Source organism: Actinoplanes sp. NBRC 103695, assembly GCF_030269485.1.
In the GTDB taxonomy this organism is placed as follows: Bacteria; Actinomycetota; Actinomycetes; order Mycobacteriales; family Micromonosporaceae; genus Actinoplanes.
In genome coordinates this window covers 1-21,593 of sequence record NZ_BSTL01000015.1, presented here as the reverse complement: position 1 = coordinate 21,593, position 21,593 = coordinate 1, and the positions used below count along the sequence as shown (strand labels likewise).

The window sequence follows — 21,593 nt, the reverse complement described above, 5'->3', positions numbered from 1 at the left end:
AAGGTCTGGTCGGGCCGGCAGCAACGCCACGCACCGGAGACGCCGGTAGCAACGTTTCACCCGACGGGCTGGGCCGCCGGGGTCAGCTGAGCGCGGAGCAGGGTTGCGGCGACCGCGCGCGCGTCGGCCATCGCCTGCGGGCGCCGGTCCATCCGCGCGCCCGCCATTGCGCCGTCGTAGAGCACCATGAGCTGGGCGGTCAGCTGGTCCGGGTGGCGGGCGCCGGCGTCCTTGGCGAGCTCGGTGAACAGCCCCCGGGTCCAGGCCCGGGTGGTGTCGCACACCTCCTGCACGGCGCCGCCGTCCGGAGACTCGGCCGCGGCGTTGTAGAACGCGCAGCCCCGGAACGTCGGCGCGGTGGCGATATCGGCCAGCACGTCGAACACGCCGAGCAGACGTTCCCGTGGATCCTCGTACGCCGCCAGGCTGTGCAGCAGGCGCACCCGGCGCCGCTCGTGCCTGGCCTCCAGGTAGGCCCGGACCAGCGCCTCCTTGCTGCGGAAGGCGCTGTAGAGGGAGGCCTTGGCCACGCCGGCGCGATCGATGACCCGATCGATGCCGACGGTGTGCACGCCCTCGGCATAGAACAGCTCGTCGGCCGCGGCCAGCAGCCGGTCACGAACCGGTGGCTTCTTGATCGTCACAGCGGTCATGTTTTGACGCTAACCGACAGAACTGTCCTCTTAAGTCGCATTTCACCCGTGTCGCCGTTGCGGGGGATCCGTTTCGCGGAGTGAGCGCTCAGATTAGGTGCGAAACCACACGAGAGGTATGGAATGCGAAGGATTCTGGTGGCCGCGACGGCCCTCGGTGTAACCATGGCCGGCGCCACGGTCACCACGAGCGCCTGGGCGGACGAGGGCCGCCCCGCGCCCGGATACGCCCCGTCGATCGCCTGGGGGAAGTGCGCCGACGAGGCGCTGGCGACGCGGAAGGCGGAATGCGGGTTCCTGGCGGTGCCACGGGACCACAGCCGTCCGGACGGGACGAAGATCAAGCTGGCGGTGTCCCGGATCAAGCACACGGCCGCCGGCTACCAGGGCGTCATGCTGGTCAACCCGGGCGGTCCCGGCGGCGCGGGGCTCGCCCTGTCCGCGCTCGGTGAGTTCGTGCCGGACGAGGTCGGCACCTCGTACGACTGGATCGGGTTCGACCCGCGCGGCGTCGGCGCGTCACAGCCCGCGCTGACCTGCAACGCGAAGTACAGCACCGGCATCCGCCCGCCGTACGTACCGAGCACCGCCGCGATCGAGAAGCAGTGGCTGGCCCGCACCGCCGCGTACGCAAAAGCCTGCGACAAGGCCGGCGGTGAACTCCTCGACCACCTGACGACCGAGGACAACGTCCGGGACATCGAGCTGATCCGCCGCGCGCTCCGTGCCGAGCAGATCAACTTCTACGGCTTCTCGTACGGCACCTACCTCGGCCAGGTCTACGCGACGATGCACCCCGAGCGGGTTCGCCGCATGGTCCTCGACGGCAACGTGAACCCCGCCCGCGTCTGGTACGACGCCAACCAGGACCAGAACATCGCCTTCGAGAAGTCGATGAAGGTGTTCTTCGCCTGGGTCGCCAAACACCACGACGTCTACAAGCTGGGCGTGACCGGCCAGGCCGTGGAGAAGCGCTACTACGACACGCTGGCCAGGACCGGCGTCGGACCGGCCGGCCGGACCATCGGCGCGGCCGAGCTGACCGACGTCTTCCTGCAGGCCGGCTACTACGTGTTCGGCTGGGCGACGGTCGCGGAGGCGTTCTCCGCGTACGCGGTCAAGAACGACCCCGCCCCGCTGCGCAAGCTCGTCGAGACGGGCAACCCGCAAACCGCCAACGCCGACAACGGGTACGCGATCTACCTCGCCGTGCAGTGCAGCGACGCCCCGTGGCCGAAGTCATGGTCGACGTGGAAGGCCGACAACTGGAAGACGCACGCCAAGGCGCCGTTCGAGACCTGGGGCAACGCCTGGTTCAACGCGCCCTGCCGGACCTGGGGCGCGAAGTCCGGCAAGCCGGTCAAGGTGTCCGGGGCGAAGGCGCCGCCGGTGCTGCTGATCAGCGAGACGCTGGACGCGGCCACCCCGTTCGCAGGCAGCCTCGAGGTGCGCAAGCGGTTCCCGCGGGCCGCGCTGATCGAAGGCGTCGGCGGCACCACCCACGCCGGCTCGCTGTTCGGCAACAAGTGCGTGGACGGCGCCGTGGCCGCGTACCTCAAGACCGGGGTTGTCCCCAAGCGGGTCAAGGCGAACACCTCGGACCTCAAGTGCAAGCCGATCGAACCGCCGGCGGCGACCGCGGTGGCCGAGAAGCACGCCGCCGAGCCGCTCAGCCGAGCGGACCTCCAGCGCCGGATCGCCGCGCGCTGATCTCCGCCGCCTCCTGACGCAGCTCCGCCGGGATCAGCTCGAGCAGCTGGTCCCGGCGCAGCGGCAGGTCGAGCAGGCTGAGCTTCACCCGGCTGCGGCCGGCATGCGCGCCGGCGTCGAGCCGGACCACCTCGGCGGCGTCCACCCGCAACCGCGCGGTCAGGACGTCGCCGGCACCCAGCTCGCCGGCGGCGGTGCCGTCCACGTCGACCGCGACCGGCGCGCTGTCCGCCGCCACGGTCAGCGACACGTGGTCGCCGGCGCCCAGCACCACCGCCCGGCTGATCCCGGCCATCGGCGCGACCGGCGTGATCACCGTGCAGGCGGCCGAGGGGGACAGCACAGGGCCACCGGCGGCGTAGTTGTAGGCGGTCGAGCCGTTCGGGGTGGACAGCACCACGGCATCGCACCGGTAGTAGCCGTACCGCAGGTCGTTGACGGCCAGGTCGACCGACAGTGCGCCGGTACGCCCGAGCCGGGCCAGCACCACGTCGTTGAAGCCGTACCCGGTGGCCAGCTCCGCGCCGGCCGTCTCCGCGACCAGGCAGCCGTGCTGCTCGACGGTGAAGTCGCCGCGGGCGAGCTGGGCCAGCGCCTCCTCCAGCCCGGACGGCGTCACCTCCACCAGGAACCCCAGGTTGCCGTGGTTGACCCCGAGCACCGGGACCGGCCGGTCGGCGACCAGACGCATCGCGCCGAGCATCGTCCCGTCACCGCCCAGCGCGACCACGCCACGCACCCGCCGCTGGAACTCGTCGTCGGAGACCACGTCCACACCCGGCGGCACCCGGTCGCGGTCCTGCTCGCGCGCGAGCACCTTGGCACCGGCGTGCGCCGCCCACCGCTGGATGGTGGCCACCGACTCACCGACCTGCTTACGCGGGTGCAGCACCAGCCCGACCGTCTCGACTCCGGAGTCCACGTGATCCACGATAGGGGCATGCTGGTCGAGTTGAGCCACGTCATCGAGGCCGGGATGGTCACCTACCCCGGCCTGCCCGGCCCGGAGATCAGCGAGCACCTCACCCGGGAGGCGTCCCGAGGGGCGTACGCGCCGGGCACGGAGTTCACCATCGGCCGGATCCCGATCGTCGAACACCTGACCAACCTGGCCGCCCTCCCGCTCACGGGCGCCCGGTTCACCGCGGCGCCGCCCCGGGTGGCCGGCTTCGGCACCTTCCCGGTGCGGGCCTTCGCCGTAATCGACTCATGAACGCGGGGACCCTGCCGACTGCAGGCGGGTGACCCCCGATCCGAGGTTCGAACACGAGGCCCGGCGCCGCGCGCTGCTCGACCGGCTGATCCAGGACCCCGCGGACGCCGAGGCGCGGCAGCAGCTTGCCAATCTGGTCGTCGAGGCGGGCGGGCCGCCGCCGTACCCCGGAAGTGTGGTGTTTCTGGCCGGTGTCGGCGTCGTCTGCGCGATCATGGCGCTGGTCGCCCTGCTCAGCGACCTGGACGTGACCGCCGCGCTGCTGGCCGTCGCCGGCCTCTACACGGTCGTGATGGTCCGGAGGCGGCTACCCCTGAGGGGATAAATCCCGGGAATCGGCTTATTCGGCGCGGCGGCCTGCCGATGATGGCCTGTGTGAGCCATGACCTTCTGAGTGCAACCGACGGCATGACCGCCACCGAGCTCGGTGTGGCGCGTGCCGCCGCCCTGTTCGAGCGGGTCGATCCGGGCAAGGCCGCGGCGCTGCTGGAGAAGGTGCTGGCCGACGACCCGGGGTCCGCGGCCGGGTGGATCCTGATGGCCCGGATCTGGCTGGTCCTGGACCAGATCGAGGCGGCGCTGGACGCCGGGGCCAAGGCGATCGCGCTGGCGCCGGAGGACCCGCGCCCGCTGGCCACGGTGAGCCGGGCGCTGACCCTGATGGGCCGGCACGAGGAGGCCGTCACGATGGCCTACCGCGCGGTGATCGTGGACCCGAAGAACCCGCTGTGGCACGACCGGGTGGCCTGGGCCCTGCTCGCCGCGGACCGGCAGATCGGGGACGCCGAGCAGGCCGCGCGTACGGCGATCGGGCTGGACCCGAACGAGGCTCACTACTACTTCACCCACGGCGTGGCGCTGGACGCGCTCGGGCACGCCGACCAGGCCCGCCAGGCCCTGATGATCTCGCTGCGGCTGGAGCCGGAGAACACCGTCGCGCGGCATCGGCTGGCCGTGCTCAACGGCGAGACCCAGCGCGCGTCCGAGCCGAAGAAGCGCGGCTGGAAGCTGTTCGGCCGGACGAAGTCGCCGGAGGCCCGGTCCAGCCGCCCGGAGGAGTATCTCCCCTAGGCACATGTACACGGTGTTCGGAGTGGACTGAGACGCGAATCCGTACAACCTGTTGACAGCAGGTGATCTCGTCGGTACAACGAGGATCCCCCTTCCTGGGGGCCTCGCGATGGGATGCTGAGTCGTTGATCTTCAATCCACAATGGCCGATGGCACAGCGATGACTGAACTTCTTCGCGGCCTCGGCGCGAGCCCAGGCGCCGCGACCGGTCCGGCGTACCGGCTGGCCGACCCGCCCCGGCTGCCCGCGCCCCGGCCGGTGACCGACCCGGACGCCGAGGTGGACCGGGCGTTCGCGGCCATCGACGCGGTCCGCCGGGACATCAGCGCCCGGGCCGAGGCCGCCGACGAACCGACCACCACCGAGATCCTCCGGGCGCAGGCCGCGCTGGCCGGCGACCGGACTCTGCGGGACGGCATCGCGATGGCCGTCCGCTCCGGCCACGAGGCCCCGCACGCCGTGGCCACCGTGCTCGCCGAGCACCGGTCCGCCCTGCTCGCCGCGGGCGGCCTGCTCGCCGCCAGGGCGGTCGACCTGGACGACCTGCGCGACCGGGTGGTGGCCGCCTGCCTCGGCCTGCCGATGCCCGCGCTGCCCCGGCCCGGTCACCCGTTCGTGCTGGTCGCGGTCGATCTGGCGCCGGCCGACGCGGCGCTGCTCGACCCGTCCGAGGTGCTCGCCGTGCTCACCTCGGCGGGCAGCTACGTGAGCCACACCGCGATCCTGGCCCGTGCCCGCGGCGTCCCGACCGTGGTGGCCTGTTCCGGCGCCCTGGACATCGCGGACGGCACCGCGGTCAAGGTGGACGGCACCACCGGCCGGGTCACCGTCCGCCCGCGCGAGCCGTACCCCGCGACCGCGGCGTCCCGCTCACCGGAGCTGGCCATGGACGTGCGCGGCGCCACCCGGGACGGCCACCCGGTCGCCCTGCTGGCCAACATCGGCAGCGCCGCCGAGCTGGCCGGCGTGTGTGTCGAGGGCGTCGGCCTGTTCCGCACCGAGCTGCTCTTCCAGCACCACCTCGACCCGCCCGGCGTGGCCGAGCAGGTGGCGGCGTACGCGGCGGTGTTCGGGGCGATGGCCGGCCGTCAGGTGGTGATCCGCACGCTGGACGCCGGGTCGGACAAGCCGCTGCCGTTCCTGCGCGAGGACCAGGAACCCAACCCCGCGCTGGGCATTCGCGGTCTGCGGGTCGCGCGCCGGCGGGAGGACATCCTGCGTACGCAGATCGCGGCGATCGCCGAGGCCGCGCGCTCGTCGACGGCCAAGGTCGCGGTGATGGCGCCGATGGTCACCACGGTCGCCGAGGCCGCCCAGTTCGCCGCGCTCTGCCGCGACGCCGGCCTGCCGACGGTCGGCGTGATGGTCGAGGTCCCCGCGGCCGCGGTCCGGGCCCGCGAGTTCCTGCAGGCCGTCGACTTCCTCAGCGTCGGCACGAACGACCTGAGCCAGTACACGTTCGCCGCCGACCGCCGCAGCGGCGAGCTGGCCGACCTGCTGGACCCGTGGCAGCCGGCGCTGTTGTCGCTGGTCGCCCTGTGCGCTGCGGCCGGCCAGGCGGTGGGCCGCCCGGTCGGCGTCTGCGGCGAGGCGGCCACGGACCCGGACTTCGCGGTGGTCCTGGCCGGGCTCGGCGTCACGAGCCTGTCGATGTCCCCGGCTGCCATCCCGGCGGTCGGCGCCGCGCTCGCGGCTCGCACCTTCGACGAGTGCCGGGCCGCCGCCGCGGGCGCCCTGGCCGGCGCCGACCCGGCGGCGGCCCGAGCCGCCGCCCGCCGCCGCTAAGCCCGGCCGCTCGCCGCCCGCGGTCGTTCCTCTCCGCCGCTTTGCTCTGAGCAGATATACGCATCACCGCGTCGCGACGGGTCTGGTTCGTTGCCGCTCTGAGCACATATATGCATCAGTTGTTGAAGGGCGGCAGCGGGATGCCGGGGATGCCCGGGCCACCTGGTTTGGGGCCACCCGGACCGCCGGGACCGCCCGGGCCGGCCGGGGTGCCGGCGCTCACCTGGATGCTGACGTAGCCGCCCTTGACCGTGCGCCCGCTCGGCTCGGTGCCCGCGGCCTGGCCCTTCGGACAGGCGGACGGGACCTCGGCGCCCTTCGAGGCCTCGAAGCCCGCACCCTCCAGGCGTCGCTTGGCCTCGTCGATGCTCGTGCATTCCACGCCGGGGATGCTGCGCTGCTCGCCGAGTGCGATCTTCGTGCTCTTGGGCCTCTTGAACTGGACCGAGGGTTTGCCCTTCATGAGGTCGCGCAGCGTGTTCTCGACCGCAGGGTTCACCACGTCGTGGTCCATCTTGTACGGATGGTTCTGATAGTCCGGGTTGACCAGATAGCCCGCCACCACCATCGACGTGGTGCCGATGATCAGCGATGCGGTCCGGTCGTTGTCGGTGGTGCCGGTCTTGCCGAAGATCGGGTGCTTGACGACGCCCCGGGCGTCGCGCGCGGTGGCGTGGCCGCCGCACGAGCCGAGCTGGGCGCTGTCACCGATCGGGCAACGGGCCGCGTCGATCGTCGCGCGGGCCACGTCCGGCTCGGTGGCCCGGGTGCACTGCGGGTCGCCGACGTCGATCTTCTTGCCGTCCGGGCCGGTGATCTTCTCCACCGGGGTGGGCGCGCAGTACAGGCCGTCGGCGGCCAGGGTGGCGTACGCGTTCGCCATCTCCAGCGGGGTGGACGCGGAGACGCCGAGGGTGAACGAGCCCCACGTGTGGGCGTCCTTGTCCGCGCGTTCCTTGTCGGCCGGCTCGCGGAACTGCACGCCGAAGCGCTTGGCGACGTCGACCACCTTCTCCGCGCCGACGCGTTCCTGCAGCGGGACGAAGTACGTGTTCACCGAGGCGCCGAAGCCGGTCCACATGTTGAACGGCCCCTTCTCGCTCTTCGACGCGTTGGACGGGCAGTACTGCCCGCCGCACGGCCCGCCGGGGTCGCGGTACAGAGGCGATCGGTACGGGTTGGTGGTGTTGATCGGGTACGCCAGCGGCATCCCGTTCTCCAGCGCCGCGACCATCGTGAACATCTTGAAGACCGAGCCGGCCTGGTAGCCGCGGATGTCCCCGCCGCCGGTGACCAGCGGGTTCGTCGTGTTCGGGTAGGTGCCGAGCAGCCCCTTCTCCGCCTTGCGCGGGTCCGAGGACAGCTTGTTCTCCGGGTGGGCCGGGTCGTCCACCTTGAAGCGACGGTTGGCGACCAGCGCCCGGACCCGGCCGGTCTTCGGCTCGACGGCGGAGAGCAGCAGGGCGTCCTTGCTCTTGACGCCCTCCTTCGCGGTCACGTTCTTCCACGCGGCTGCCTGCGCCTTCGGGTCCAGCGACGTGACGATGCGGTAGCCGCCGCCCTTGAGCAGCCGCTCCCGCTCGAACTCGGTCTTGCCGAACTCGGCCCGGCTCAGCCACCAGCGGTAGAAGAAGTCGCAGAAGAAGCCCCAGTTGTTGATCCGCACCTCGGCGCAGCCGTTGGTGGTGCGCTTGACCGTCTTCTTCAGCGGGGACTTGATCGCGTCGGCGGCCTGCTTGGGGGTGATGTAGCCGAGGTCGCGCATGTTGCCGATGACCCAGTTGCGCCGGTCCAGTGCGCGCGGGAAGCCCTCGGGGGTGGTCGGGTTGAAGCCCGTCGGCGCCTTGACCATGCCGGCCAGCAGCGCGGCCTCGGCGATCGTGAGGTTCTTGGGCGACTTCTGGAAGTAGACCTGGGCGGCCGCGGCGATGCCGTACGAGCCGTTGCCGAAGGGAGCCTGGTTGAGGTAGCCGACCAGGATCTCCTGCTTGGTCATCTCCTTCTCGACCTGCATCGCGTACTTGATCTCGGCGACCTTGCGCTGGTTGCTGTCCTTGGTCGCCTTGACGACCTCCTTCGGCGAATGAGCCGAGTAGGTCATCGTCATGCGCACGTACTGCATGGTCAGCGTGGAGGCGCCCTGCTGGCCGTTGTCGGCGCCGCTGCTGTTGTTGACGAAGGCCCGGGCGATGCCCTTGATGTCCACGCCGCGGTGCTCGTAGAACTTGTGGTCCTCGGCCGAGACGATCGCGTCGAGCATGGTCTTGTTGATGCCCTTGGCCGGGACGTCGCTGCGGAACTCGTCCCAGAAGAGGGCGAGCTCGGTCTTGCCGTCCGCCGCGACCACCCGGGTGGCCTGCGGTGTCGAGGCCCGCTTGAGCTCGGCGGGCAGGGCGGCGAAGGAGTCGCCACCGGCCTTGGCGGCGATACCCGAGAGGGCCATGGCGGGGAAGGCGGCCGCCGCCACGACGACGCCCGACAGCAGCCCACAAATCGTGAGCAGCCCGGCGTTCTTCACTGGTGAACGGTCAGACCGGCGCATCGAGACCTCTAAATCGGACTATTTAATGCGAACTCGCGGAGGGTACCCGCTTCGCGCAAGACAGTGCTTGCCCGTTCACGTTTCGCTAGCGTGGTCATTGGTGCCCGAAACGGTGCACCTCGACGGAAGGACCCGCGATGGCTCGCCCTCGGATCGTCATAGTCGGAGCCGGTTTCGCCGGGTTCACCGCCGCCCGTAAACTCGCCCGGCTCTCCGGCGGCAACGCGGACATCATCGTGATCAATCCCACTGACTACTTCCTCTATCTGCCCCTTCTGCCCGAAGTGTCGGCGGGGATCCTGGAGCCGCGCCGGGTCACCGTGTCGCTGACCGGCGCGCTGCCGGGCGTGCAGGTGATCCTCGGCGAGGTGGAGTCGTTCGACCTCGAGGCGCGGACGGTCGGCTACCGCGACCCGGACGGCGAGAAGGGCAGCGTCGGGTACCACCGCCTGGTGATCGCGGCCGGCAGCGTGAACAAGCTGCTCCCGGTTCCCGGCGTGACCGAGTACGCGCACGGTTACCGCGGCATCCCCGAGGCGCTCTACCTGCGCGACCACATCACCCGGCAGATCGAGATGGCGGGCACCGCGACCGATCCGGACGAGCGCCGGTCGCGCTGCACGTTCGTTGTGGTCGGTGCGGGCTACACCGGCACCGAGGTGGCCGCCCAGGGCGTGCTCTACACCGACGCGCTGACCCGGCACCGGCCCGACCTGCATCCGGAGTGGCTGCTCATCGACACCGCCGACAAGGTGCTGCCGTCGCTGGACAGCCGGCTGGGCGCGGCGTCCGACCGGGTGCTGCGCGAGCGCGGGGTGGAGGTCCGATTGGGTACGAGCGTGAAGGAGGCGACCGCCGACGGTGTGCGTCTCAGCGACGGCGACTACGTGCCCACCCGCTCGCTGATCTGGTGTGTCGGCGTCCGGCCGGACCCGCTGATCCAGAGTCTGGGCCTGGCCACCACGCAGGGCCGGCTGGTGGTCGACGAGTTCCTCAACGTCCCGCAGTACCCGGAGGTGTTCGCGTGCGGTGACGCGGCCGCCGTCCCGGACCTGACCAGGCCGGGGGAGATCACCGGCATGACCGCCCAGCACGCGACGCGTCAGGGCACCACGGTCGCGAAGAACATCGCCGCGTCGTACGGGCGAGGCAAGCCCCGTCCGTACCGTCATCATGATCTTGGTTTTGTGGTGGACCTGGGTGGCCTGGACGCGGCGGCGAACCCGCTCGGCGTGCCGCTGTCGGGTTTCCCGGCCAAGACGGTGACCCGCGGGTACCACCTGATCTCGATGCCGGGGAACCGGGTGCGGGTGGCCGCCGACTGGCTGCTCGACCTGCTGCTGCCGCGGCAGGGTGTGCAGCTCGGCCTGGTGCCGTCGAGTGCCGTCCCGCTGGACAGCGCGTCGCCGGAGACGGAATCGACGGAGACGGAATCGCCGAAGACCGAGTCGCCGAAGACCGAGTCGCCGTAGACGCGCCCGGGGCGCAGGTCAGCTGGGGTGTTTCGGGTACTTCGTCCGGTCGGCGGCCAGGTTCGGCCGAACAGAGGGTCCGGTTGCCAGCATCCCAAAAGGCATCACAAGCGATAATTCGGGCATGAAGCGAAGCGTGTTCGCCGTAGCCCTCGCCGCAGGTCTGTTCACCGGCGCGCTGCCAGCGGCGGCCGCGCCCTCGGCCCAGCCCGCCGTTCCCTCGGCCCAGCCCCGCGTGGTCGCCCGGTACGACTTCGACGGCCATGCCGTCGCCGACGACTCCGGCAACGGGCACACCATGCGGGTGATCTCCCGCCGCGGCGGCCGGCTGGGCGTCGTCGCCCACGGCAACGGCCGTGCCGTCCAGTTCCCGTCGAAGTGCAGCGGCGCCAAGTGCCCGCACGTCGTGCTGCAGACCCCGCACGCCGCCGACCTCAACCCCGGCCGCCGGCCGATCCAGTTCGGCGCCACGGTCCGGCTGACCGCGACCGAGACCTCCAAGGGCCAGAACGTGCTGCAGAAGGGCTACTCGAGGAAGGGCAGCCAGTACAAACTGCAGGTCGACGGCCGAATGGGCCGGCCCAGCTGCGTGCTGGTCGACGTCGCCGCCAGCCGGATCCGGCTGGCGCGGAGCTCGGTGTCGGTGTCCGACGGCCGGTGGCACGCCGTGCAGTGCCGCCGGTCCGGCACCCAGCTCAGCGTGCTGGTCGACGGTCAGGTGCGCGGGCAGGTCACGGTGCCGGAGAAGCTGTCGGTGATCAACCGGTTCCCGCTCAGCATCGGCGGCAAGGGCGCCTACAACGACAACGACCAGTTCCGGGGCGCCGTCGACGACGTCTGGGTGCGGATCGGCTGATCAGCCGGCAGCGCCTCGGAGCCCGGCGTTCATCGCCCGCAGCAGGGTCGCCGACGGGGTGTCGCCGGACAGTTCCCAGGCGAAGGCGCCGCCCAGCGCGTTGCTCCTGGCGTACGCCATCTTGGTCTTGATCGTCTCGGGGGTGTCATAACTCCACCACTGGGCGCCGCAGGTGGCGAAGGAGGTGCCGCCCAGCGTGCCGGTCGGTGGGCAACGCCGGCTGAGCACGCGGTAGTCCTCGAGGCCCTTCTGATAGGTCCCGGGCGCGGGGCCGGTGCCGGTCGCGCCCGGCGTGGGGGAGCGCACGCCCGTCCAGCCACGGCCGTAGAAACCCACGCCGAGCAGGATCTTCTCGGCGGGAACACCCATCTCTCGGAGGGTGCGCACGGTGGTCTCGGCGGTCGCGCCCGGTTGCGGGATTCCGGGGTACGCCGTGAGCGCCGAATGTGCCGCCGTCGGACCGGGGGCCGAGCCGGTGCCGAAGAAGTCGTACGTCATCGCGTTGAGCCAGTCGGCGTGCCGGGCCGCCGCCGCGTAGTCCGCCTTGCGCAGCTTGCCCGCGTCCCCCGGCACCGCCGCGCTGACCAGGCCGAACTTCGGCCGCAGCGCGCCGAGCAGCCGGGCCAGCGCGTCCGGGCCACTGGTGTCGCAGCTCTCGCCGCACGCGTTCGGGTACTCCCAGTCGATGTCTATGCCGTCGAAGACGCCGGCCCAGCGCGGGTCGTTCAGCAGCCGATGGCAGCTCGCCGCGAAGCGCTCCGGGTCGCGGGCCGCCTCGGTGAAGCCCGCCGAGGAGGACCAGCCGCCGAACGACCACAGCACCTTGAGGCCGGGATGCGCGGCCTTCAGCTTCGCGAGCGCGCCGATGTTGCCGGACGGACCGGCCGGGCCGGGCTTGCGGAAATCGGCCCACTCGTCACCCGCCGCGCACTCGCCGCCGGTGACCTTGCCGAACGCGTACACCAGATGGGTGAGCTGGTCGGCGGCCACCTCACCGACCTGGAAGTCGCGGGCGTAGGTGCCCCAGTTCGGGTAATAGCCGACCACGAGCTTCCGGGGCGCCGGCTTCTCCGCGGCCACGCATCCGGCGAGCAGGAGGAGGACGAGTAATGCGGCTGTCCGGCGAAGCACCCGCGGAAAGCTACCGGGGTGTTTGTCCGGCCTTCAACGTGTCCTCGGCAACGTCACCCGTCCGCGTCACGCCGCCTGTGCGATCGTTTGACGCGTGACCGTACGCCCGAACACCTGGCAGGGGGAGCTCAGAGCCCTGTTCGGGCCGCGCCGCATCCTCGCCCGGCTGCGTGCCGTTCTCCGCAGCGCGCTGGTCACGTTCGTGGTGCTCACCCTGACCCTGTGGCTGATGCCCGGCGTGGTCAGCGCCGACGTCCTGGACACGCTCAACCTGGTCGTGCTGGTCGCGGTCGTCGGCGCCGTGCTGCGCCCGCTGCTGCTGGTCGGCGTCACCGTGCTCGGCGGCTGGGGCGCGATGCTCTTCGGCGTCGTCGCCCAGGTCGTGATCATCGTGGTGGCCTTCGAACTCGACCCCGGCAACCACGTCAGCGGCCTGCCCTCGGTGGTCGTGGCGGCGATCCTGGCCGTGATCTTCGCGGCCATCCTGGACTGGATGGCCGACAGCGGCTCCGACGACACCTTCGTCAAGGAGGCGCGGCGGCTGATGCGCGGCGTGCGCCGGCGCCAGGCCGGGGGCCTGTCCGGGCGCCTGCTGACGTTCCGCCGCCCGGTGCCCGGCACCGAGCCCGGCATGCTGGTCATCCAGCTCGACGGGGTGGCCGAGCCGGTGCTGCGCTGGGCGGTCCGGGCCGGCAACCTGCCCACCATCGGCAACTGGCTGCGCTCCGGCAGCCACACCCTGGCCGGCTGGCACACCGGCGTCCCCTCCACCACGCCGGCATCACAGGCCGGCATCCTGCACGGCGCCTCCGCGCAGATCCCGGCCTTCCGGTGGTACGAGAAAGACACCGGCAAGATGATGGTCACCAACCGGCCGCGGGACGCCGCGCAGATCGAGCCGCGGCTCAGCGACGGTCACGGGCTGCTCGCCGGCGGCGGCGTCAGCATCGGCAACGCGTTCAGCGGCGACGCCGACCTGAGCCTGCTGACGATCAGTCACGCCCGGCTGCCCGGCCGGACCGCGCGCGGCTGGGCGGCGTTCATGGCCTCGCCGTACGGCTTCACCCGCGCCATCGTCCTCGGCGTCGGCGAAGTGATCGTCGAGCTGCATCAGGCCCGCCTCCAGCGGCGGCGCAACCTGCTGCCCCGGGTCAGCCGCTCCGGCGTCTTCCTCGCCCTGCGCCCGGCGTCCATGCTGCTCCGCGACGTGAACGTGTCGCTGATCGCCGAGCAGATGGCCCGCGGCGCCCCGGTCGTCTACTGCAACCTGGTCGACTACGACGAGGTGGCGCACCACGCCGGCCCCGCCCGGCCCGAGTCGATGCGCCAGCTGGAAAGCCTGGACCGGATGCTCGGCGTGCTGGAACGGCTCGCGCCCGAGGCGGCCCGGCACTACCACCTCGTCGTGCTCTCCGACCACGGCCACAGCCAGGGCGCCACGTTCCGCCAGCGCTGGGGCGAGACGCTGGACGAGGTGGTCGCACGGCTCTCCGCGCCCGAGGTACCCGTCGTCTCCTCCGGCAACCTGTCCCTGGTCTACCTGCCGGACACCGAGGGCCGGCAGACGCTCGCGCAGATCGACCGGGCGTACCCGGATCTGGTCTCCGGTCTGGCCGCGCACCCCGGCATCGGCCTGGTCGTCGTCGACACCGGCGAGGGCGGCCCGGTCGCGATCGGCACGGCGGGCAGCCACCGGCTCCGCGACGGGCTGGTCAAGGGCGAGGACCCGCTGACCCCGTACGGGCGGCACGCGGCGTCCGACCTGCTGCGCCACCAGGAGGCCGCGCACGTCGGCGACCTGGTGCTGATCAGCGCCGTCGACCCGGTGACGCAGGAGGTGGCGGCGTTCGAGGAACTGGTCGGCTCGCACGGCGGGCTGGGCGGCTGGCAGACCGAGGCGATGCTGGTGCACCCCAGCGACTGGCCGGTGATGAGCGACGAGTTGGACGGGTCCGACGCGGTGCACCGGCAACTGGTCGCGTGGCTGGTCATGCTGGGTCTGCGAACGTCCCCGCCGATGCTGCCGCCGTCCTCGCCGCTTCCGGAACCTGTCGATGTGTCGCGACTCACGGCCAGTCACGATCGTTCTTGATTGGTGCGCTGGTTACCTCTTCTCCTGGTCGTCCTGCTCCTGCCGTCGCCCGCCGCGGCGGCGTCGCGATCCGCTCCCGAGTTCAACGGCAGCGTCTACGCGATCGCCAAGCGCGGGTCGGTGGTCTATGTCGGCGGCACGTTCACCTCGGCCGTGTCCGGCGGGCGGACGTACAAGCGTGAGCGGCTGGCCGCCTTCGACGGGCGTACCGGGGCGCTGCTGAGCTGGGCGCCCAAGGCCGACCGTACGGTCCGGGCCCTCGCCGTGGCCGGCACCTCGGTCTACGCGGGTGGCGACTTCGCGCAGGTCTCCGGCCGTAAACGCGACAACCTGGCCCGCCTGGACGCGTCGACCGGCGCCGTCGGGGCGTTCGCCCACCACGTGTCCGGGGCGCCGTACGCCCTCGCCGCCTCGGGTGGACGCCTCTACGTGGGTGGCAGCTTCACCGCGGTGGACGACCGGCGGCGGGACAACCTGGCGGCGTTCTCGCTGGCCACCGACGCGCTCGACGCGGGGTGGCGGCCGCGTGCCGAGGACGCCGTGCACGCGGTCGCGGCGTACGGGTCGAGGATCTATCTCGGCGGCACCTTCGAGCAGCTGTCCGGCGTGGCCCGGACCGCCCGCATCGGCGCGGTGTCCGCGACCACCGGAGCGGTCGACGCCGGATTCCGGCCCGGGTCGGCGGCGCAGGTCAACGCCCTCGCGGTGAACGCGTCCGGCGTGTACGGCGCGACCGGCGGCCAAGGCGGCCGGGCGCTGGCCTGGACCACGGCCGGGCGGCTGCGCTGGCAGCGGCTCTTCGACGGCGACGCGACGGCGATCGCGTCCGTCGGCGGCGTGACCTACGTGGGCGGGCACTTCGACCGGGCCTGCCTCACCCTGGCCAACGGCGCCCAGGGCACCTGCACCGGCGCGTCGACGCCGCGGGTCAAGCTGGCCGCGGTCTCGGCGACCGGCGCCCTGACGTCATGGGCGCCGAACGCCAACGGGGTGATCGGCGTGCGGGTGCTGGTCCCGGCGCCGTCCGGCCTCTACGCGGGCGGCGACTTCACCACAATGTCCGGCAAGACGCGCCGCCGGTTCGCCTCGCTGGCCTCCTGACGCTCTAACGCCGGTCGCTGCTCTCGCCGTCACCCCAGATGGCGAGCTCGCCCCGGGCCAGGCAGACGATCAGGAAACCCTCCGGACCGGCGACCGCCCAGGACTCGACGTCGTCGTCGGCGCGGACCCGCACCTCCGAGCCGGAGCGGAACGTGATCCGCAGCTCGCCGGTGCCGGTCGTCCGCGCCGCCTGCACGACATCGCCGAGCAGCGTCGCCAGAGCGTCCGTCGGGTTCTCGCCCGGCTCGACGTCGACCCGCCCGCCCGGCCCGTCCAGGCAGGCGACCGTCTCGATCAGCACCTGACGGCCGCCGGAGAAACTCAGGACGACGGCGTGCCCGAGGCGCACGTACTCCAGCCTCTGCCCGACCAGGAGGACGAGCGAACGAGCCTGCCGCGGACGCGGTCCGGCGCCCATCTCGGTGACCATGACTGGCAACATGGCAGGACCGTAGAACGGCCCGTCATAAGAGAGCCTTAAAAGAAACTATTAGTCGAGTCTTCCTCGGGTCAGCCGCTGCGTGACGTCCCAATAACGGGCCGGGAGCAGCCGGACCAGGGCGTCCGCCGCCCGAGCCGGGCGGGTGATCACCAGGCGTGGCCGACGCGACCGCACCGCGCCCACGATCTGCCGGGCCGCCTCCTCCGGCGGCATCTTCAACGCCGTCTCGGTGAAACGCCGGGCCGCGGCCGCCTGCACGCCGTCCGGATCCGGGCCGCTGCGCCGGGCACTCGTCGCGATGTTCGTGCGGATCCCACCCGGATGCACCACCGTCACCCCGGCGCCGCGGGGCTTCAACTCGTGACGCAGCGCCTCGGCGAAGCCGCGCAGACCGAACTTGCTGGCCGCGTACGCCACCTGACCGGGCGGGGCGAGCAGCCCGAACAGGCTCGAGATCGCCACCACGTGACCGCCCGGCCGCCGCAGCAACTGAGGAAGGAACGCCTTGGTCAGCCGGATCGGCGCCCGCAGGTTGATCTCCAGCAGCCAGTCGACGTCGGCCATGCTGTTCTCCTCGAACGTCCCGCTCAACGTCACCCCCGCGTTGTTCACCAGCAGGTCGGCCCCGCCGTGCCGGGAAGCGACCTCCGCCGCGAGACCGAGCCGGTCCCCGCCGTCCGCCAGGTCGATCACATGCTCGTCGGCCGCAACCGCGCCCGCCTCCCGAGCCATCGCCGCCACCCGCCCCAAGCCCACGGCGTCCTTGTCGACCAGCACGAGCCGAGCCTTCCGCGCCGCCACGGCCAGCGTCAGCGCCGCCCCGATGCCACTCGCCGCGCCGGTGATCACGCAGGTCCGCCCGGCAAACGCGAACCGCTCCATCAGCGATCCAGCCCGAGCGCCGGAACAAGCTCCGCCAGCGACGAGATCCGCAGGTCACCGTCGAGCCCCCGCAACGCCGCCGTCCACGCACCGGCAGCCCGCGCCGCGGCCAGTCCCACCTCGGCGTCCTCAACCACCAGACACTTCTCCGGGGGTACGCCCACCAGCGCGGCCGCCCTGACCCAGCCCTCCGGGTCAGGCTTGCCGGCGCGAACATCATCCGTGGTGACCAGCAACGGAGCCGCGATACCCGCGGCGCCGAGGCGAGCCCGGGCAAGCCGCAAATCCGCCGACGTGAAGACCGCCCACGGCATCCCCCGCCGATCCAGAGCCGCGATCAGCTCGAGCGCCCCCGGGGTGGCGACGACATCGGCGACGTCGTCGTACTGCAACGCCATCTGCCGCCCGACCGCCGCCGCGATCCGGTCCTCGCCGGCGCCCGCCAGCAGCTTGCGAACGGTCGGCTCACTGGGACTCCCATGCGCCAGCGCGACGGCCGCGACCCCGTCCACGCCGAACTCCGAACCCCAGCTGTGCCAGGCCCGCTCCACCGCAGCATCCGAATCCACCAGCGTCCCGTCCATGTCGAACAGAACCGCAGCCACATCCAACCCCGCCACCACACCTCCAGAGACCCCCGAGCCGTCCGACGCCCCTCAGTCTGGCCGCCCGCACACCCTTAACCCACGACCATGACGAACGCCACTCCCACGCCCCTGTGGACAGCAACAAAAACGCCGATTTCCCCCGCTACATTGAGACCCGCCCAGCGACGGGGTGGGGGTGGCGGCGGGGGCCGCGCGACCTCGAAATTTGCCATTCGCGCCCGGGCGTCTGGACGGCGCGTTGGGCTCCGACCGTCCGTGCCCGGGCGTCTGGACGGCGCGTTGGGCTCCGACCGTCCGTGCCCGGGCGTCTGGACGGCGCGTTGGGCTCCGACCGTCCGCGCCGCGCCGTCCGGACGGCGCCCTGGGCTACCACCGTCCGCGCCTGGGCGTTCGGACGGCGCGCTGGGCTACCACCGTCCGCGACGGGTGGCAGCCCGGAACGCGCTCCAGACGTCGATGTCCGAGTCAGCCCGTCAGTCGATGTCTGCGTCAGACCGTCAGGAGCGGCGCGCTGCGGCTGAGCGGGTGCGAGTGCCTGCCTTCGCTGCGGTCTTGCGGGCTGCCGTGCGCACCGCGTTGGTGGTGACGGCCGACGGCTGCTCCGGCGCCGGGTCGGTGGTACGGCGTGCGGTGCTCCGGCCGACGGACTTCTGCGGCGTGCCGGCCGCAGCGGTCTTCGCCGCAGGCGCTGTCCGGGGCGTTCCCGCCGCAGAGGCTGCGGGCGTTCCTGCTGCGGCTGCTGCGGGCGTTCCTGCTGCGGCGGCTGCGGACGTTCCTCGCGCAGAGGTGGCTGCGGACGTTCCTCGCGCAGAGGTGGCTGCGGGGGCCACCGGCGATGCGGCGGCGGGCTTCTTCGACGTGGCGGTCGCCGGAGTCTTCGACGCGGCGGTCGCGCGGGTCTGCGCCGGAGCGGTCGCCGACTTCTGCGCGGCGGCTGCGGTGGATGAGCCGGCGGCTTCGGTGGGCGAGTTCGACGGTACGGCGGCCACCGTTGTCGACGGAGTCTGCACGGGCGGTGCGGCGGCCTCGCGGTTGCGCTGCTTCTCGCGGTGGATCAGGTCCGACAGGACTGCCTTGTCGTACCTCGACTCGGCCTTCGACGCCATGGCGGTGGCTCGCTCGGCTCGGGCGGCTGCCTTGGCCCGCTGCTTGGACAGCTGGGTCTTCTCCTTCGCGGAGTTCTTCAGCTGTCGCTTGAGCCTGGTGGTCTCGGCCTCCAGGTTGCGCAGTGTGCGGCGCTGCTGCTGGGTCAGGTCGGCGTTGTTCCGCAGGCGTTGGTCGAGTTCGGCCACGCCGGACTGGGCCTGCTGGGCGGAGTCCTGGGCGGCCGCCGCCTTGGCGCGTCGCTTCTCCAGCGCTGTGGTGGCGGATGCGGTCACAGTCATCACTTCCCTTCGTTCTGGATCCCTACCCCGCTCGTTGCTACCGAATCATCACGCTCGGTGCGGTGTTCAGGCGGGCGGGCCCGAAACGGACGCGGTGGGGCCGGCGACTCGATGGTCCGGATCGGTAGCGTCGGGCGGCGGACCGATGGGCTTGGCGGCGGACGCGGGCCGGTCGGTGCCGGGGGCGGACACGAGCTGGTCCGTGCCGGTGGCGGCCCCCGGAGCGTCCGCACCGGAAGGCGACTCGGAAGGCGACCCAGTGGGCGACTCGGAAGGCGACTCATTGGGCGACTCGGAAGGCGACTCGTCGGGCGGGTCCTCGCGGGTGCGGCGTCGCCGGACGTGGCGGATGTGCAGCAGCACGTAGACGCCGATGGCCAGGATGACCGTGGGAATGGCGAACCACTTGTACCGGTGCGCCGACTCGATGATCTCCACCAGATGCGTGCCCAGGAAGTAGGACACCGTCACCCACCAGCCGACCCACAGGAAGGCGCCGATCGCGTTGTAGAGCAGGAACGTCCGCCACGGCATCGCGGTGATGCCGGCGATCACGCCGTTGAGCTGGCGGAGCCCGTCGATGAAGCGGGCGACCACGACGATGCGGTTGCCGCGGCGGGCGAAGAACTTCTCGGCGCGTTCCAGGCGGGCCGGCGTGATGAACACGTACTTGCCGAAGCGGTGCACCAGGCGGCGGCCGCCCCGTACGCCGATCCAGTAGCCGATGTTGTCGCCGATGACCGCCGCCACGAACGCGATCGCACCGACCGCGAAGACGTTCAGCCGGCCTGCGCCGGCGTAGATCGCGGCGGCCACCATGATCGTCTGGCCGGGGGCGGGCACGCCGAAGCTCTCCACGCCGATCACCGCGCCGACGGCGGCGTAGCTGTACTTGTCGAGGAGGGGAGCGACGCCGGCCAGGAAGCCGGGTAACTCGTCGGAAGGTGGCATCGCTCCACACGGTAGCCGTCAGGGCAACCTTCAAACGTGAGATCGGTGTTGGCACGTCACCCGGACGGCTGGCTCCGGTCAGGGTCAGGGCCCGGGTCAGGCCGATCGGACAAACCGTACAGGTGCGTCAAGAGGGTTGATCTTTGGTCAGATGCAGCAGCCAGTTCTGGTCGCCGGTGTGGATCAGCGCGTACCGCCGTGCGCCGTCCTTGCCGTGCAACGTGAAGACCAGCCGCTTCTCGTTCCGGTCGTCGGGCGACCACCAACCCGTGTCGGCGATGCTCTTGTCCGCGTCGGTGTACGTCGCGTGCTCCAGCGCATGATCGGGCACGGCCACGGCGAGCCGGTTCTTCGCCGGGTCGGTGGGCAGCCCGCGCGGCACCGCCCACGACCGCAGCACGCCGTCCTCCTCGAGCCGCAGGTCGAAGTGCGGCCGCGGCTTGCGATGGTCGTGCAGCACGAACACCGGGCCCTGACTGTCCATGCTCCAGGGATAGCATGGAGAGTGAGCATCGAGGATATCTTCCAGCGTTACCTGCACGCCGGCGCCATCTCCCGTGATCCCGACGCGATCGCCGCCCTTTTCACCGACGACGGCATCTACGAGGCGCCGCTGATCCCGCACCGGCTCGCCGGTCGTGAGGCCATCCGCTCCGGCATCAGCGCCTACCACCGAGGCTCGCCCGACCCGGTCGACTTCGAGAACTCCCGCCTGGTGCTGCACCGCTCGGCCGACCCGGACACGTTCATCGCCGAGATCGACACGGTCCTGGTTCCGCCGAGCGGCCCGCGCACGATGTCCCTGGTCTGGATCTTCCGGGTACGCGACGGGCAGATCGCCCACCTGCGCGACTACTTCGACCCGGCTGTCCTCCGCGCCGAGTAGGCGAAACCAGGCCAGCACGATCAGGGCCGCCGCCTCAATCCCGGCACCGACCGGTGGGGTGGAGGCGTAGCCCAGGCCGGCGGTGACGGCCACGCCGCCGAAGTAGGCGCCGGCCGCGTTGCCCAGGTTGAACGCCGAGACGGCGGCCGAGGAGGCGAGCAGGTTCCGGCCGTCGTCGCCGGCGCTCGGGATCACGTTCGTGGTCAGGCCGGGCACGGTGATGTAGGCGGCCACGCCGAGCAGGAAGAGCGTGGTCGCCGCGGTGATGACGAACTCGGTCATGCCGATCGCGAACGTTCCCAGGGCCAGTGCCGTCAGCGCCAGGACGCGCCGCGATCCGCGATCCGCGATCCCCCATCGATACATGATCGCGAAGAAAGGGCCGGCCCGGGGAGGGGCCGACCCTTGGTGGTGCGGGTGGAACGACTAGATGGTGTCCGTCGCCAGGTGGTTGCGCAGCTTGGTCAGGGCCTTGGTGAGCAGCCGGGAGACGTGCATCTGGGAGATGCCGACCTGGTCGGCGATCTGCGACTGGGTCAGGTTGCCGTAGAAGCGCAGGGTGAGGATCTTCTGCTCGCGCTCGTCGAGGGTGGCCAGCGCGGGGCCGAGGGCGACGCGGGTCTCGGCGAGTTCGAACTCGCTGTCCTCGCCGCCGAGGGTGTCGCCGAGTTCGGTGGTGCCGTCGGCGCTGATCGGGGTGGACAGGCTGGTGGCGTTGTAGGCGCGGGCGCCTTCCAGGCCTTCCAGCACGTCTTCCTCGGTGACGCCGAGGTGTACGGCGATGTCGGCCACTGTCGGGGAGCGGCCGAGGC

The 21,593-nt window shown here is 71.7% G+C and carries 21 protein-coding genes; 10 read left to right on the top strand and 11 right to left on the bottom strand.

The features are described from left to right. Window positions 1-56 precede the first annotated feature (56 nt). On the bottom strand, window positions 57-653 hold the full coding sequence (locus QSK31_RS26430; protein WP_285687036.1) for a TetR/AcrR family transcriptional regulator: 597 nt from the start codon (window positions 651-653) through the stop codon (window positions 57-59). 123 nt (window positions 654-776) lie between these two features. Between QSK31_RS26430 and QSK31_RS26425 the strand changes: the two genes are divergently transcribed. Beyond that, window positions 777-2,363, top strand: coding sequence for an alpha/beta hydrolase (locus QSK31_RS26425; RefSeq protein WP_285687035.1), 1,587 nt, complete (start codon window positions 777-779; stop codon window positions 2,361-2,363). Here the strand turns inward: QSK31_RS26425 and QSK31_RS26420 are convergent. After that, window positions 2,323-3,285 carry an NAD(+)/NADH kinase gene (locus QSK31_RS26420; protein ID WP_285687034.1) on the bottom strand — a complete coding sequence of 321 codons (963 nt, stop codon included), beginning with the start codon at window positions 3,283-3,285 and terminating at the stop codon, window positions 2,323-2,325. The genes QSK31_RS26425 and QSK31_RS26420 overlap by 41 nt on opposite strands. Window positions 3,286-3,303: 18 nt before the next feature. On the opposite strand from QSK31_RS26420, the gene QSK31_RS26415 reads away from it, so the two are divergent. From QSK31_RS26415 to QSK31_RS26400, 4 genes are all read left to right on the top strand, one after another. After that, window positions 3,304-3,576: a cyclase family protein gene (locus tag QSK31_RS26415; RefSeq protein ID WP_285687033.1), complete on the top strand. Its 273-nt coding sequence runs from the start codon at window positions 3,304-3,306 to the stop codon at window positions 3,574-3,576. 28 nt (window positions 3,577-3,604) lie between these two features. Beyond that, window positions 3,605-3,901: a hypothetical protein gene (locus QSK31_RS26410; RefSeq protein ID WP_285687032.1), complete on the top strand. Its 297-nt coding sequence runs from the start codon at window positions 3,605-3,607 to the stop codon at window positions 3,899-3,901. 50 nt (window positions 3,902-3,951) lie between these two features. Further along, complete coding sequence (locus QSK31_RS26405) at window positions 3,952-4,647, top strand: tetratricopeptide repeat protein (protein ID WP_285687031.1); 696 nt, start codon at window positions 3,952-3,954, stop codon at window positions 4,645-4,647. Window positions 4,648-4,807: 160 nt separating this feature from the next. Further along, entirely contained in the window at window positions 4,808-6,433 is a 1,626-nt protein-coding gene (locus tag QSK31_RS26400; protein WP_285687030.1) for a phosphoenolpyruvate--protein phosphotransferase, read from the top strand. 115 nt (window positions 6,434-6,548) lie between these two features. Here the strand turns inward: QSK31_RS26400 and QSK31_RS26395 are convergent, their stop codons facing one another. Beyond that, complete coding sequence (locus QSK31_RS26395; RefSeq protein WP_285687028.1) at window positions 6,549-8,975, bottom strand: transglycosylase domain-containing protein; 2,427 nt, start codon at window positions 8,973-8,975, stop codon at window positions 6,549-6,551. A 137-nt stretch (window positions 8,976-9,112) separates the two neighbouring features. Here QSK31_RS26395 and QSK31_RS26390 point away from each other — a divergent pair, with 137 nt between their 5' ends. Both QSK31_RS26390 and QSK31_RS26385 read left to right on the top strand, forming a co-directional pair. Then, window positions 9,113-10,447, top strand: a complete 1,335-nt coding sequence (locus QSK31_RS26390; protein ID WP_285687027.1) for an NAD(P)/FAD-dependent oxidoreductase — start codon at window positions 9,113-9,115, stop codon at window positions 10,445-10,447. Window positions 10,448-10,571: 124 nt separating this feature from the next. Then, window positions 10,572-11,303: a LamG-like jellyroll fold domain-containing protein gene (locus QSK31_RS26385; protein ID WP_285687026.1), complete on the top strand. Its 732-nt coding sequence runs from the start codon at window positions 10,572-10,574 to the stop codon at window positions 11,301-11,303. Here the strand turns inward: QSK31_RS26385 and QSK31_RS26380 are convergent, their stop codons facing one another. Then, window positions 11,304-12,434, bottom strand: a complete 1,131-nt coding sequence (locus QSK31_RS26380; RefSeq protein WP_285687025.1) for a glycoside hydrolase family 18 protein — start codon at window positions 12,432-12,434, stop codon at window positions 11,304-11,306. A gap of 94 nt (window positions 12,435-12,528) precedes the next feature. Here QSK31_RS26380 and QSK31_RS26375 point away from each other — a divergent pair, with 94 nt between their 5' ends. Next, the gene (locus QSK31_RS26375; RefSeq protein WP_285687024.1) at window positions 12,529-14,526 is read left to right on the top strand and encodes an alkaline phosphatase family protein; all 1,998 of its coding nucleotides are present in this window, start codon (window positions 12,529-12,531) and stop codon (window positions 14,524-14,526) included. A 3-nt stretch (window positions 14,527-14,529) separates the two neighbouring features. Next, complete coding sequence (locus QSK31_RS26370) at window positions 14,530-15,627, top strand: hypothetical protein (RefSeq protein ID WP_285687319.1); 1,098 nt, start codon at window positions 14,530-14,532, stop codon at window positions 15,625-15,627. Between the two features lie 4 nt (window positions 15,628-15,631). Here QSK31_RS26370 and QSK31_RS26365 read toward each other — a convergent pair whose 3' ends face one another. The 6 genes from QSK31_RS26365 to QSK31_RS26340 all read right to left on the bottom strand — a co-directional run bounded on the left by QSK31_RS26365 (window position 15,632) and on the right by QSK31_RS26340 (window position 20,379). Then, entirely contained in the window at window positions 15,632-16,069 is a 438-nt protein-coding gene (locus QSK31_RS26365; RefSeq protein WP_285687022.1) for a DUF6188 family protein, read from the bottom strand. Between the two features lie 48 nt (window positions 16,070-16,117). Then, entirely contained in the window at window positions 16,118-16,951 is an 834-nt protein-coding gene (locus tag QSK31_RS26360) for an SDR family NAD(P)-dependent oxidoreductase (RefSeq protein ID WP_285687021.1), read from the bottom strand. Beyond that, window positions 16,951-17,556, bottom strand: coding sequence for an HAD-IA family hydrolase (locus QSK31_RS26355; RefSeq protein WP_285687020.1), 606 nt, complete (start codon window positions 17,554-17,556; stop codon window positions 16,951-16,953). The genes QSK31_RS26360 and QSK31_RS26355 overlap by 1 nt, the downstream gene beginning before the upstream one ends. Window positions 17,557-18,056: 500 nt before the next feature. Beyond that, window positions 18,057-18,944, bottom strand: coding sequence for a hypothetical protein (locus tag QSK31_RS26350; protein WP_285687019.1), 888 nt, complete (start codon window positions 18,942-18,944; stop codon window positions 18,057-18,059). 66 nt (window positions 18,945-19,010) lie between these two features. Beyond that, a complete protein-coding gene (locus QSK31_RS26345) occupies window positions 19,011-19,895 on the bottom strand; it encodes a DedA family protein (RefSeq protein WP_352244496.1) in 885 nt (294 codons plus the stop codon). Window positions 19,896-20,022: 127 nt separating this feature from the next. Continuing rightward, a complete protein-coding gene (locus tag QSK31_RS26340; RefSeq protein ID WP_285687018.1) occupies window positions 20,023-20,379 on the bottom strand; it encodes a DNA polymerase ligase N-terminal domain-containing protein in 357 nt (118 codons plus the stop codon). A 21-nt stretch (window positions 20,380-20,400) separates the two neighbouring features. Between QSK31_RS26340 and QSK31_RS26335 the strand changes: the two genes are divergently transcribed. Beyond that, entirely contained in the window at window positions 20,401-20,781 is a 381-nt protein-coding gene (locus QSK31_RS26335) for a nuclear transport factor 2 family protein (RefSeq protein WP_285687017.1), read from the top strand. A 426-nt stretch (window positions 20,782-21,207) separates the two neighbouring features. On the opposite strand, the gene QSK31_RS26330 is transcribed toward QSK31_RS26335, so the two are convergent. Beyond that, window positions 21,208-21,593 (bottom strand): sigma-70 family RNA polymerase sigma factor (locus tag QSK31_RS26330; protein ID WP_285687016.1); only part of this gene is annotated, 386 nt, incomplete at its 5' end.

Coding starts and splice junctions, on each gene's coding strand:
- QSK31_RS26430 (WP_285687036.1), bottom strand. CDS start 653: ATGACCGCTGTGACGATCAAGAAGCCACCGGTTCGTGACCGGCTGCTG.
- QSK31_RS26425 (WP_285687035.1), top strand. CDS start 777: ATGCGAAGGATTCTGGTGGCCGCGACGGCCCTCGGTGTAACCATGGCC.
- QSK31_RS26415 (WP_285687033.1), top strand. CDS start 3,304: ATGCTGGTCGAGTTGAGCCACGTCATCGAGGCCGGGATGGTCACCTAC.
- QSK31_RS26400 (WP_285687030.1), top strand. CDS start 4,808: ATGACTGAACTTCTTCGCGGCCTCGGCGCGAGCCCAGGCGCCGCGACC.
- QSK31_RS26395 (WP_285687028.1), bottom strand. CDS start 8,975: ATGCGCCGGTCTGACCGTTCACCAGTGAAGAACGCCGGGCTGCTCACG.
- QSK31_RS26390 (WP_285687027.1), top strand. CDS start 9,113: ATGGCTCGCCCTCGGATCGTCATAGTCGGAGCCGGTTTCGCCGGGTTC.
- QSK31_RS26385 (WP_285687026.1), top strand. CDS start 10,572: ATGAAGCGAAGCGTGTTCGCCGTAGCCCTCGCCGCAGGTCTGTTCACC.
- QSK31_RS26365 (WP_285687022.1), bottom strand. CDS start 16,069: ATGTTGCCAGTCATGGTCACCGAGATGGGCGCCGGACCGCGTCCGCGG.
- QSK31_RS26360 (WP_285687021.1), bottom strand. CDS start 16,951: ATGGAGCGGTTCGCGTTTGCCGGGCGGACCTGCGTGATCACCGGCGCG.
- QSK31_RS26350 (WP_285687019.1), bottom strand. CDS start 18,944: ATGACTGTGACCGCATCCGCCACCACAGCGCTGGAGAAGCGACGCGCC.
- QSK31_RS26345 (WP_352244496.1), bottom strand. CDS start 19,895: ATGCCACCTTCCGACGAGTTACCCGGCTTCCTGGCCGGCGTCGCTCCC.
- QSK31_RS26340 (WP_285687018.1), bottom strand. CDS start 20,379: ATGGACAGTCAGGGCCCGGTGTTCGTGCTGCACGACCATCGCAAGCCG.